This is a genomic window from Pantoea sp. FN0305 (assembly GCF_050113845.1).
GTDB lineage: Bacteria > Pseudomonadota > Gammaproteobacteria > Enterobacterales > Enterobacteriaceae > Mixta > Mixta alhagi.
This window is the reverse complement of sequence record NZ_JBNJSN010000002.1, coordinates 362,229-374,231: the sequence shown is the minus strand read 5'-3', so window position 1 is coordinate 374,231 and position 12,003 is coordinate 362,229. Positions and strand designations below refer to the sequence as shown.

The 12,003-nt window shown below is 58.0% G+C and carries 9 protein-coding genes; 3 read left to right on the top strand and 6 right to left on the bottom strand.

The window, feature by feature from the left end; all coding sequences use genetic code 11:
- Positions 1-15: 15 nt before the first annotated feature.
- The 5 genes from gsiD to ACQE3Y_RS05835 are packed head-to-tail and all read right to left on the bottom strand — an operon-like array spanning position 16 to position 6,310.
- Positions 16-921, bottom strand: coding sequence for a glutathione ABC transporter permease GsiD (gene gsiD / locus ACQE3Y_RS05855; RefSeq protein ID WP_426981064.1), 906 nt, complete (start codon positions 919-921; stop codon positions 16-18).
- Positions 922-930: 9 nt separating this feature from the next.
- Positions 931-1,851 carry a glutathione ABC transporter permease GsiC gene (gsiC, locus tag ACQE3Y_RS05850; RefSeq protein WP_085067474.1) on the bottom strand — a complete coding sequence of 307 codons (921 nt, stop codon included), beginning with the start codon at positions 1,849-1,851 and terminating at the stop codon, positions 931-933.
- A 50-nt stretch (positions 1,852-1,901) separates the two neighbouring features.
- On the bottom strand, positions 1,902-3,440 hold the full coding sequence (gene gsiB, locus ACQE3Y_RS05845) for a glutathione ABC transporter substrate-binding protein GsiB (protein ID WP_426981063.1): 1,539 nt from the start codon (positions 3,438-3,440) through the stop codon (positions 1,902-1,904).
- A 47-nt stretch (positions 3,441-3,487) separates the two neighbouring features.
- Positions 3,488-5,344, bottom strand: coding sequence for a glutathione ABC transporter ATP-binding protein GsiA (gene gsiA, locus ACQE3Y_RS05840; protein WP_426974203.1), 1,857 nt, complete (start codon positions 5,342-5,344; stop codon positions 3,488-3,490).
- 9 nt (positions 5,345-5,353) lie between these two features.
- Positions 5,354-6,310: an isoaspartyl peptidase/L-asparaginase family protein gene (locus ACQE3Y_RS05835; protein ID WP_426981189.1), complete on the bottom strand. Its 957-nt coding sequence runs from the start codon at positions 6,308-6,310 to the stop codon at positions 5,354-5,356.
- Between the two features lie 250 nt (positions 6,311-6,560).
- Here ACQE3Y_RS05835 and moeA point away from each other — a divergent pair, with 250 nt between their 5' ends.
- The 3 genes from moeA to ACQE3Y_RS05820 are packed head-to-tail and all read left to right on the top strand — an operon-like array spanning position 6,561 to position 10,204.
- Positions 6,561-7,796 carry a molybdopterin molybdotransferase MoeA gene (gene moeA / locus ACQE3Y_RS05830; RefSeq protein ID WP_426981062.1) on the top strand — a complete coding sequence of 412 codons (1,236 nt, stop codon included), beginning with the start codon at positions 6,561-6,563 and terminating at the stop codon, positions 7,794-7,796.
- 1 nt (position 7,797) lies between these two features.
- Positions 7,798-8,562: a molybdopterin-synthase adenylyltransferase MoeB gene (moeB, locus tag ACQE3Y_RS05825; RefSeq protein ID WP_426974201.1), complete on the top strand. Its 765-nt coding sequence runs from the start codon at positions 7,798-7,800 to the stop codon at positions 8,560-8,562.
- A gap of 49 nt (positions 8,563-8,611) precedes the next feature.
- The gene (locus tag ACQE3Y_RS05820) at positions 8,612-10,204 is read left to right on the top strand and encodes a sensor domain-containing diguanylate cyclase (RefSeq protein ID WP_426974200.1); all 1,593 of its coding nucleotides are present in this window, start codon (positions 8,612-8,614) and stop codon (positions 10,202-10,204) included.
- 62 nt (positions 10,205-10,266) lie between these two features.
- Here the strand turns inward: ACQE3Y_RS05820 and ACQE3Y_RS05815 are convergent, their stop codons facing one another.
- Positions 10,267-11,859, bottom strand: coding sequence for an ABC-F family ATPase (locus ACQE3Y_RS05815; RefSeq protein ID WP_426981060.1), 1,593 nt, complete (start codon positions 11,857-11,859; stop codon positions 10,267-10,269).
- Positions 11,860-12,003: the final 144 nt, after the last annotated feature.

The window sequence follows — 12,003 nt, the reverse complement described above, 5'->3', positions numbered from 1 at the left end:
CGTCGCGGGCAGTTTTCAGCTTTTCAGTTTCGGATCGAGCGCATCGCGCAGGCCATCGCCCAGCAGGTTAAAGGCCAGCACCGTCAGAAAAATCGCCAGGCTGGGGAAAATCGCCACGTGCGGCGTCATCACCATATCTGCTCGCGCCTCGTTGAGCATCGCGCCCCACTCCGGCGTAGGCGGCTGCGCGCCCAGCCCCAGAAACGACAGGCTGGCAGCGGTGATAATCGAGGTGCCAATGCGCATGGTGAAATAGACCACAATCGATGAGACCGTGCCGGGCAGAATATGGCGCACCATCAGAGTCCAGTCCGATGCGCCGATACTACGTGCCGACTCGATAAAGGTTTGATGCTTCAGCACCAGCGTATTGCCGCGCACCAGACGGGCAAAGGCGGGCACGCTGAAAATTGCTACCGCCACGATAACGTTGGACATACCGCTGCCCATGATCGCCACGACCGCAATCGCCAGCAAAATCCCCGGAAAGGCGAACAGCACATCGCAGATGCGCATAATAATACGGTCCCACCAGCCCTCATAGTAACCTGCCAGCAGACCAAGCGCGGTGCCGATCGCTCCGCCGATAGCGACGGAAAAAAAGCCCGCCAGCAGCGAAATGCGGGTGCCCACCAGTACCCGACTAAAAATGTCGCGGCCAAGGGAATCCACGCCGAACCAGTGCATCGCGGAAGGGCCTTCTGTCAGCCGGTCATAATCAAAGTAATTTTCAGCATCAAATGGCGCAATCCACGGCGCGCATATTGCCAGCACAATCAGCAATAACACAAAAACGCCAGCCGCCAGCGCCACAGGCTGACGGCGGAAACGTCGCCAGAATTCGCGCCACGGTGTACGTACCCGCTCGTTCTGTTGCAGGGGCATCGCCTTCAGAGCTGCCTCTCGTCGCCAGTTTTTCATCGCAGCTCCTTATTTGTACCGTATCGCCGGGTTAATGGCGGCATACAACATATCCACGATCAGGTTGATCAGGATAAACTCCAGTGAAAACAGCAGTACCTCCGCCTGTATCACCGGATAGTCGCGCATCTCCACCGAATCCACCAGCAGGCGTCCCAGGCCTGGCCAGTTAAACACCACTTCCACGACAATCGAGCCGCCCAGCAGAAAGCCAAACTGCAAGCCCATCATGGTGACTACCGGAATCATGGCGTTGCGCAAGCCATGTTTAATCAGCACCTTCGACTCGCGCACTCCTTTGGCACGTGCGGTGCGCATATAGTCTTCCTGCATCACCTCAATAAAAGAGGCGCGGGTAAAGCGCGCCATAATCGACGCCACCGCCGCGCCCAGCGTAATAGAGGGCAAAATATAGTGCTGCCAGCTCTCCGCGCCGACGGTCGGTAGCCAGCCCAGCTCCACGGAGAAAACCTGCATCAGCAACATGCCGAGCGCAAAAGCGGGAAAAGAGATGCCCGATACCGCCAGCGTCATGCCGATACGATCCGGCCAGCGATTACGCCACACGGCGGAGATAATCCCAATCCCCATGCCAAAAATTACTGACCAGATCATACTGGTCAATGTCAGCCACAGCGTCGGCAGAAAGCGTGAAGCGATCTCCTCCGATACCGGCCTTTTCGATACCATCGACGTGCCAAAATCCCCCTGGAGCGCGTTGACCATAAAATGCAAAAACTGCTGCGGCAGCGGCTTATCCAGTCCCAGATCCTGACGCACCAGCGCAACCACGCTGGCATCTGCTTCAGGCCCGGCCACCAGTCGCGCCGGATCCCCTGGCAGTAAATGAACAAACAGAAAGACCAGCACCGCCACGATCAGCAGCGTAGGTATCAATCCCAGCAGGCGTTTAAGGAAATAGTTCAGCATGCGTTTCCCTGCGTCGCAGACGCCAGCCTCAGCGGCTGGCGGCGCGGACATTACTTCAGATCGGCTTCATCAAAATTAAAAGAGGTGTCAGGCATCATGTAAAAACCGCTCAGCGATTTGCTATGAGCCGACACCAGCTTTTCCACCACCAGCGGCGCCCAGGGGCGATCGTTCCAGATACGGTCCTGCGCATCTTTATACAGCTGCGCTTTTTTCGCCGTATCGGTGGTTTTCAGCGCGTCGTTCAGATCTTTATCCACCTGTTCATTGCTGTAAAAGGCGGTGTTAAAGATTGCTGGCGGCCAGGAGCCGGTGGCAAACAGCGGCGTCAGCGCCCAGTCAGCTTCACCGGTCGAGGCGGACCAGCCGGTATAGAACATCCGTACGCCGCTCTCTTTTTGCCCTTTCCCTTCTACTTCCGCCGCGCGCTGCCCGGCATCCATCGCCGTGACCTTGACTTTAATGCCCACCTGCGCCAGCTGCTGCTGAGTAAACTGCAGCACTTTCTGCGCGGTGCTGTGGTTGTGAGAAGACCAGAGCGTGGTGCTGAAACCGTCCGGGTAGCCCGCCTCTTTTAGCAACTGCCGCGCTTTCGCCGGATTGTACTCCATCGCCGGATAGCTTTGCGCAAAGGCAATCGACGGCGGCACGATGCCGGTTGCTGGCGTGGCGTAACCGGCAAAGGCGACTTTGCTCAGCGCCTCGCGGTTAATCGCGTAGTTAATCGCTTCGCGCACTTTCGGGTTATCGAACGGCTTCTGCGTGACGTTAAAACTGATATAGCGCTGCATGATCGACGGCGTGCTGACTAAATCGAGCTTGCTGTTTTGCTCCAGCCGTTTCGCCTGCTCATAAGGGATCGGGAAGGCAAAATTGGCTTCACCGGTTTGCAGCATCGCGGCGCGGGTATTGTTATCCACAATGGGTCGCCAGGTGATGCTGTCGAGTTTCGGATAGCCCGGCTTCCAGTAGCCGTCCCACTTTTTCACCTTCACAAAATCGGTCTGGTTCCAGGTCACAAACTGATAAGGACCGGTGCCGACCGGATGGAAGCCGATCTCCTTGCCATATTTTTTCAGCGCGGTAGGGGAAATTATCGCCGCCGCCGGATGGGCCAGAATATTAATAAAGGCGGAGAACGGCTGCTTCAGGGTAATCTTCACCGTAGTGGGATCGAGCACCTCGGTGGTGGCGATATGTTTAAACAGGTTATAACGCTTCAGATGGTTATCTTCGTCGCTGGCGCGATCGAGATTCACCTTTACCGCCTCGGCGTTGAACAGGGTGCCGTCCTGAAACTTAATACCGGAGCGTAGCTTGATGGTCCAGGTCAGGCCGTCGGGGCTGGCCTGATAGCTTTCCGCCAGCACGTTTACCAGCTTCATGTCCTTATCAAAGCCGAACAGCCCCTGGTAGAAGGATTTCGCCACCGCCTGCGACAGGGTGTCATTGGCATCATAAGGGTCGAGCGTGGTGAAGTTAGAGCCTACGGCGATCACGGCATCCTTTGCTGCCCAGCCGGGCGCAGCGGCGAAACTACTAAGCAGGCCGGCGGTTATCAGCCAACTGCGGGTCGTGAGTTTGGTCATATGCTTGTTCTCCTTAGTCCCTTGCGGGTTGTGCAAAAGCCGGGCCGTCAGGCGCCGCTGATGATATGCCGGGCCACGTAATGATCTGCCCCAACCTGAATTAATGGCGCAACCACCGGCTCATCGCCGGGCGTGCGCAGCGGGCTGGGCAACTCATCCGCCAGCAGCGCTCGCTCGCGGCGGCGGTGGCCCGGATCGGCAACCGGCACCGCTGACATCAGTTTGCGCGTATAGGGATGCTGGGGATTTTCAAATACCGCCTGGCGCGGACCGATTTCTACAATCTGCCCCAGGTACATCACCGCCACACGATGGCTGATGCGTTCCACCACCGCCATATCGTGTGAAATAAACAGAAAGGCGATACCAAATTCGCGCTGCAAATCCAGCATCAGATTGATGATTTGCGCCTGAATAGAGACATCCAGCGCCGAGACCGATTCGTCGGCAATCACCACTTTGGGATTCAGTGCCAGCGCGCGGGCAATACAGATGCGCTGGCGCTGGCCGCCGGAAAATTCATGCGGATAGCGTTGGGCATGTTCCGGCAGCAGCCCCACTTTTTCCAGCAGCCAGGCGACTCGTTTTTCCGCTTCAGCGCGTGACATGACCTTGTGGATCAGCAGCGGCTCCATAATGGAAAAACCAATGGTGAGACGCGGGTCGAGTGAAGCATAAGGATCCTGAAAAATAAACTGAATATCGCGCCGTAAATGCGCCAACTGATGCGCCTTCAGACGATCGATACGCTGCCCGTTAAAGGTAATGCTGCCGCCCTGGCTCTCTACCAGCCGCAGCAGCGAGCGGCCGGTAGTGGATTTACCACAGCCCGACTCCCCCACCAGCGCCAGCGTTTCACCGGCATAAAGGCTGAAGCTCACCTTTTCTACCGCATGCACCCGCCACTTCACGCGGTTCAACAGACCGGCGCGAACATCAAAACGCGTGACTAAATCACGCACTTCCAGGATCGGCGCTTCATGATGCTTTACCGTATCCACCTGCGCCCCGCTGTTCTCCTGCTCGCCCGGCAGCGGAAATTTACGCGGCAGGGGCTGCCCCTGCATAGCGCCAAGACGCGGCACCGCTGCCAGCAGCGCACGGGTATAGGGCTGCTGCGGCGCGCTAAACAGCGTGGCGGTATCGGCGCTTTCGACCACGGCGCCACGGTACATGACCTGCACCCGGTCGGCCATTTCCGCCACTACACCCATGTCATGGGTAATAAAGATCACCCCCATCGCCATCTCTTTTTGCAGCACGCGGATCAGCTGTAAAATCTGCGCCTGGATAGTGACATCCAGTGCGGTAGTGGGCTCATCGGCAATCAGCAGCGCCGGACGACAGGAGAGCGCCATGGCGATCATCACCCGCTGGCGCATGCCGCCGGAAAGCTGATGGGGATAGCGCGTCATGACATTTTGCGCTTCGGGAATGCGTACCAGATCGAGCATTCGCCGCGCCTCCGCCAGCGCCTGCTGGTGGCTTTTGCCCTGATGAAGCCGCACCGATTCAGCGATCTGCTCGCCAACCGTAAACACCGGATTCAGCGAGGTCATCGGCTCCTGAAAAATCATCGCCATATCCGCGCCGCGAATGGTACGCATCTGCGACTGTCGCAGCTGCGCCAGATCCACCAGCGCGTTATCACGCCGCCGCAGCCACAGCTCACCGCTATCCAGACGGCCGCCGCTCTGCTCAATCAGACGCATCAGCGCCAGCGAGGTCACCGATTTTCCTGAGCCGGACTCGCCCACCAACGCCAGGGTTTCACCGCGTCGGACCTCCAGCGAGAGCTGACGTACCGCCTGAATGATATGGCCCTGCTGGTTAAAGCTGACGCTAAGATTACGTACCGCCAGCACGCACTCTTCGGCCAGCGGTAAAGAGGATGACTGTTGCATGCTGGCTCCTTAATCTTGCCGGTAAATCGCGACTACCGGGCCTTGATCCGCGTAACCGTAGCCGCGATACATGCCTTCAGTATTGAACGGCAGCGCAATGTTTCCCTCAGCGTCGACAGCAATCAGGCCGCCGTTGCCGCCCAGCGTTGGAATTTTATCGAAAATAACCCGTTCGCAGGCTTGCTGCAGGCTGAGCCCGCCATACTCCATCAGCGCGGCGACGTCGCCAGCCGCCAGGGTGCGGATAAAAACTTCCCCGGTGCCGGTACAGGAGACCGCTACGCGGCGATTGCTGAAACAGCCTGCGCCCGGTAACGGCGAATCGCCAATGCGCCCGACCCGTTTATTGGTCATGCCGCCGGTTGAGGTGGCGGCAGCGAGATTGCCCGCGCTGTCGCAGGCTACCGCGCCGACCGTACCCAGTTTGCGGTCGGCATCCAGCGGTGCGGATCCCTGCGCCGCTCCATCATGATCCAGCAGCGTTTGCTGGCTGGCGCGGGCGCGCTCCAGCTGCTGCCAGCGTTCATCCGTGGAGAAGAAGTCCGCCGCAACCGGCGCCAGGCCCTGTTCCTGGGCAAACTGCTCTGCACCGCTGCCGCACAGCAACACATGCGGGCTGTGCTCCAGTACCGCGCGCGCCGCCAGGATCGGATTACGAATATGCGCTACGCCAGCCACCGCACCGGCATCCTGAGTGCGCCCGTCCATGATGCAGGCGTCCAGCTCATGCGTGCCCTGATGGGTAAAGACGCTGCCTTTCCCGGCATTAAACAGCGGACACTCTTCCAGCAGGCGCACCGCTTCGGTAACCGCATCTAACGCGCTGCCGCCAGCGGCAAGGATCCTCTGGCCGCTGGCGACAATTTCGCTTAGCGCCTGGAGATAACGCTGCTCCTGCTCCGCGCTCAGCGCCGAACGTGCAATCGCGCCCGCGCCGCCGTGAATGGCAATGGCTGCTCTGCCCATCATTATTTACCCTGTGTTCTGAAACCGCCGGAAACGGCTGAATGGATGTGATGTTATGATTTTTCGGCAAATTTTGACTATAGGTAGCCGCCGGGGTGATGTAAAGCGTAAAGCCAGGTAAGGTTTAATAACAAAGCGTTATATCTCATAACTAAAAGCACATCATAAGCCTCTGGTGCGCTGGCGGGGTGATTGTCAGGGCATTTCGCGCCATAATAGGCGCTATCTGTAGGTTCTGGCCGGAGGCCAAATGGAAAGTTTTACTGCGGGATTAATCTCCCTTGAAGAGGCCCGGCAAAAAATGCTGGATCGGCTCTCACCGCTTAGCGAGAGCGAAACCCTGAGTGTCTACGCTGCTGCCGGGCGGATTACCGCCGCTCCGGTTATTTCACCGCTCAACGTTCCGCCATTCGATAATTCGGCGATGGATGGCTATGCGGTGCGTATGGCGGATATTGCACGCGGCGAAGCGCTGCCGCTGGCTGGCAAAGCCTTTGCCGGCGATCCCTTTAGCGGCGAATGGCCCGCAGGCAGCTGTATTCGCATTATGACCGGCGCGCCGGTGCCGGAAGGCACGGAGGCGGTGGTCATGCAAGAGCAGACCACAACGGAAGGCGAACGTATCCGCTTTACCGCTGAGGTTAAAGCGGGGCAAAACATTCGTCGCGCCGGAGAAGATATTCGTCAGGGCGACAGCGTGCTGGCGGCGGGCGTGCGCCTCGGCGCAGCGGAGCTGCCGCTGATCGCGTCGCTGGGCATCGGCGAGGTTGAGGTGGTGCGTCGGCTGCGGGTCGCCATTTTTTCTACCGGCGATGAGCTACAGCCGCCAGGTCAGCCGCTGGCGGCCGGACAAATATATGACACTAACCGCTTTGCCGTACGGCTGATGCTGGACCAGCTGGGGTGCGAGGTGATCGATCTCGGCATTATTCGTGACGATCCACAGGCGCTGCGCGCTGCCTTTATCGAGGCCGATCGCGCGGCGGATGTGGTGATCAGCAGCGGCGGCGTCTCGGTAGGTGAAGCAGATTACACCAAAGCGATGCTGGACGAGCTGGGCGCTATCACTTTCTGGAAGCTGGCGATTAAGCCAGGCAAACCTTTCGCCTTTGGGCGGCTGAGCAACAGTTGGTTCTGCGGCCTGCCAGGCAATCCGGTTTCCGCCGCCGTGACCTTCTATCAGCTGGTACAGCCGCTGCTGGCGAAGCTGAGCGGTCAGCAGCGCGCCGCTCTGCCGCCGCGTCAGCGCGCTCGCGCCGCTACGCGCCTGAAGAAAACGCCTGGCCGCCTCGACTTCCAGCGCGGTATCGTCAGCCGTGGCGAAAATGGCGAACTACAGGTGGTCACCACCGGTCATCAGGGCTCGCACGTATTCAGCTCTTTCAGCCAGGCCAACTGCTTTATTGTGCTGGAGCGCGAACGCGGCCATGTCGAGCCGGGCGAATGGGTAGAGATCGAGCCATTTAATCACCTGCTGGGAGGCTGACATGCTGCCGGAGCTGAGCGATAGCGAAACCCTGCGTTATAACCGGCAGATCGTGCTGCGCGGCTTTGACTTTGATGGACAGGAGCGGCTGAAAGCATCGAGCGCGCTGGTAGTAGGTCTGGGCGGTCTGGGCTGCGCCGCCAGCCCTTATCTGGCCTCGGCGGGCATCGGCACGCTGACGCTGCTCGATTTTGACGTCGTTTCCCTCTCTAACCTGCAGCGTCAGGTGCTGCACAGCGATGCAGAGATCGGCGAAGTAAAAGTCGAGTCGGCCCGGCGGCGGCTGGCGCAAATTAATCCGCTGACCCAGCTACGCACCGTCAATGCCCGGCTGGATGATGCGGCACTGGATGCGCTGGTGGCGCAGCATCAGGTAGTGCTGGACTGTAGCGATAACGTCGCCACGCGCGAACAGCTGAATCGCCTCTGTCGGCAGCGACGGATCCCGCTGGTGTCGGGGGCCGCAATACGTATGGAAGGCCAGATCAGCGTTTTTAGCTGGCAGGATGAAACCCTGCCCTGCTACCGCTGTATCAGTCGCCTGTTCGGCAGCGATACCCTGAGCTGTGTCGAAGCGGGGGTGATGGCCCCGCTGGTTGGCGTAATCGGTTCGCTGCAGGCGATGGAAGCGATTCGTCTGCTAACGCATTACGGGGCGGCCGCCTCCGGTAAGCTGCTGATGTATGATGCCATGACGCTGCAGTTCCGTGAAATGAAGGTGGCCAAAGATCCTGCCTGTGAAGTTTGCGGCACCGCTTCCGGTTAATTAAAGTTGGTTATTCAGCAGCTTCCCTTTCCCTGGCTATAGTTGAAACATGGAAAATGGAAATGCGCCCCAGGCGCAGGCGTTGAATAAAGCAGACAGCGAAAGCCGTGCTGCAAAACCAGTGCTGCGTCAGATGATGCTGGTCTTTCTGCTGGTTATCAGCAGCGCGGTAATCGCCATCAACGGCTGGAGCCTGTGGAGCAGCTGGCAACGAACGCTCCACCTTACCGAGGAAAACGCACGTAACCTGTCGGTGTCGCTTGCACGTCAGGCAGAAGATACCTTTCTGCAAATTGACCTGACCCTGCAGGATGTGCGCGATCGCATTAACCAGGACGGGATTGAGCAACAGGCCGCTAATCTGCATCAGCTGCTGATGGCGCGAAAAGCCGCTCTGCCTCCCCTGGACAGCATTATCATTTATCACGCTTCCGGCTACCCCGCGCTCTCCTCCTCCCTGGCGACGCTGTCGAAAACCAGCGTCGCCGATCGGGAATATTTCCGCTTTCATCAACGTTCTCCCGACAGCAAACTGCATATCGGCGACGTGGTGCGCAGTCGTGTTAGCGGCAATATGGTGATCCCGGTGACCGAACGCCTGAGTAATCCCGACGGCACCTTTCGCGGCGTGGTGATGGCCTCGATTCGCCTCGATTATTTCCGCCAGGTTTATGATTACTACAACCTGGGCGAACGCGATCTGATGGCGCTCATGAAGGCAAACGCTAACCTGGTCTATATTCGCCCCTACAGCGAAGCGCTGATTAATCGCAATATTTCCCTTAGCCCGTTGTTTACCCAGCTGTTAACCACGACCGCCAGCGGGGCCGCTATTTATCGTGCGGCAGTTGACGGCAGGCCACGCATTTTTGGCTATGCCCGGCTGACCAATTATCCGCTGGTCGTGACCGCAGGCTACGATTTGCAGGAGGTGCGACAGGACTGGATCGCGGATTCTATCGGCTTTGTTTTGCTCAACCTGGTTCTGCTGGCGTTGCTGTTTCTGCTCGGCTTTATCGTACTGCACCATATCCGCCTGAACCTGCATAACCAGATGGAGTTAACCCGGGTGCACGATCAGCTCACCCATATGAACCGCACCCTACAGAACATGGCGCTGGTGGATGGGCTCACCGGGCTGGCAAACCGCCGTCAGCTGGACTGGTTTATCCCCAGAGCGATGGAGCGCGCGATAAAGCTGCATACGCCGTTAACGATTGTGCTTATCGATGTCGATTCGTTTAAGGCCTATAACGATACCTATGGTCATCAGGCGGGCGATGCATGCCTGCGTAACGTAGCCGATTGTTTAAACCGCCTGCCGCTGCGTCATGATGAGCTGATTGCCCGCTACGGTGGCGAAGAATTCATGCTGGTACTGACGGATAAAACACAGCCGGAAGCGCACCTTATTGCAATGCAGGCGGTGCGTGCGGTAGCGTCGCTCAGGATGCCGCATCAGGCAAGCAGCGTGGAGGAGAAGGTCGTCACCATCAGCATTGGCATGCACTGGCAGCCACGGGTGTTCGCCGGGGTTTTACCTGCGGAATTTATCGACAAGGCAGACGAAGCCCTTTATCAGGCGAAACGTCGGGGGAAAAACCGGGTCTGGATGAGCAATATGCCGCCGACGGCAGGATAAAAGTAAGGCCGCCATACGGCGGCCCTGGGTTGGCATTTTGACACCAGCTGGCGCGTCAGCGCTTACTGAACGCCTTTGCTGCGCAGATAATCTTCATAGCTGCCGCTGAAGTCGATGACTTTCTCCGGTGTAATTTCCAGCACGCGTGTCGCCAGCGAGCTAACAAATTCACGGTCGTGAGAAACAAAGATCAGCGTGCCCGGATAGATCTCCAGCGCCATGTTCAGCGACTCGATCGATTCCATATCCAGGTGGTTAGTCGGCTCATCCATAATCAGGATATTGGGGCGTTCCATCATCAGCTTGCCAAACAGCATACGGCCCTTTTCACCACCCGACAGCACTTTCACCGGCTTTTTGATCTCATCCTGACCGAAGAGCAAACGGCCCAGCACGCTGCGCACCGCCTGCTCATCGTCGCCTTCCTGCTTCCACTGGCTCATCCAGTCAAATACATTCAGATCGGTATCAAACTCTTCCGCGTGATCCTGCGCGTAATAACCAATGCGCACGTTCTCAGACCATTTCACCGTACCGCTGTCAGGCTGCAAATCGCCCACCAGGGTTTTCAGCAGCGTGGTTTTACCCACACCGTTGGTGCCCAGTACCGCCAGCTTTTCGCCGACTTCCAGCAGCAGATTCAGATCGCGGAACAGCGGGCCGTTGTCGAAGCCTTTGGTCAATGCTTCCACTTCCAGCGCGTTGCGGAACAGCTTTTTATCCTGCTCAAAACGGATAAACGGGTTCTGACGGCTGGAGGCTTTGACCTCGTCCAGCTTGATTTTATCGATCTGTTTGGCGCGTGAAGTGGCCTGACGCGATTTAGAGGCGTTGGCGCTAAAGCGGCTGACAAATGACTGCAGCTCGGCGATCTGCGCCTTTTTCTTGGCGTTATCAGACAGCAGACGCTCACGCGCCTGGGTGGCGGCGGTCATATATTCATCGTAGTTGCCAGGATAGATACGCAGCTCGCCGTAATCGAGATCCGCCATATGGGTGCAGACCATGTTCAGGAAGTGACGGTCATGCGAAATGATGATCATCGTGCTGTTGCGGTCGTTCAGCACCTGCTCCAGCCAGCGGATAGTATCGATATCCAGGTTGTTGGTTGGCTCATCCAGCAGCAGAATATCCGGGTTCGAGAACAGCGCCTGCGCCAGCAGTACGCGCAGCTTCCAGCCCGGTGCCACTTCGCTCATCAGACCGTAATGCTGCTCAAGCGGGATCCCCACGCCCAGCAGCAACTCACCGGCGCGCGCTTCGGCGGTGTATCCGTCCATTTCGCCATACAGCACTTCCAGATCGGCGACTTTATAGCCATCCTCTTCGCTCATTTCCGGCAGCGCATAGATACGATCGCGCTCCTGCTTTACCTGCCACAGCTCATCGTGTCCCATAATCACAGTATCCAGCACGCTGAATTTTTCAAACGCGAACTGGTCCTGGCGCAGCTTACCGATACGCTCATTCGGGTCACAAGAGACGTTGCCGGCGGACGGCATTAAGTCGCCGCCCAGAATCTTCATAAAGGTTGATTTACCGCTACCGTTCGCGCCGATCAGACCGTAACGGTTGCCGCCGCCAAACTTAACGGAGATATTTTCAAACAGCGGTTTGCTGCCAAACTGCATGGTAACATTGCTGGAAACTAGCACAGGGATTGCCTTACTTATGCGGGGAAGAGTCCCGTTATAGTTCACATAACAGGGGCGTTAACGCTATGCGCTGACTCGGGCCGTGCCTGAGATGCGCCGGTTCGTCGCCTGCCTGCTGTTGAATTATTTCAGGGAATAACGAAA

Coding starts and splice junctions, on each gene's coding strand:
- gsiD (WP_426981064.1), bottom strand. CDS start 921: ATGAAAAACTGGCGACGAGAGGCAGCTCTGAAGGCGATGCCCCTGCAA.
- gsiC (WP_085067474.1), bottom strand. CDS start 1,851: ATGCTGAACTATTTCCTTAAACGCCTGCTGGGATTGATACCTACGCTG.
- gsiB (WP_426981063.1), bottom strand. CDS start 3,440: ATGACCAAACTCACGACCCGCAGTTGGCTGATAACCGCCGGCCTGCTT.
- gsiA (WP_426974203.1), bottom strand. CDS start 5,344: ATGCAACAGTCATCCTCTTTACCGCTGGCCGAAGAGTGCGTGCTGGCG.
- ACQE3Y_RS05835 (WP_426981189.1), bottom strand. CDS start 6,310: ATGGGCAGAGCAGCCATTGCCATTCACGGCGGCGCGGGCGCGATTGCA.
- moeA (WP_426981062.1), top strand. CDS start 6,561: ATGGAAAGTTTTACTGCGGGATTAATCTCCCTTGAAGAGGCCCGGCAA.
- moeB (WP_426974201.1), top strand. CDS start 7,798: ATGCTGCCGGAGCTGAGCGATAGCGAAACCCTGCGTTATAACCGGCAG.
- ACQE3Y_RS05820 (WP_426974200.1), top strand. CDS start 8,612: ATGGAAAATGGAAATGCGCCCCAGGCGCAGGCGTTGAATAAAGCAGAC.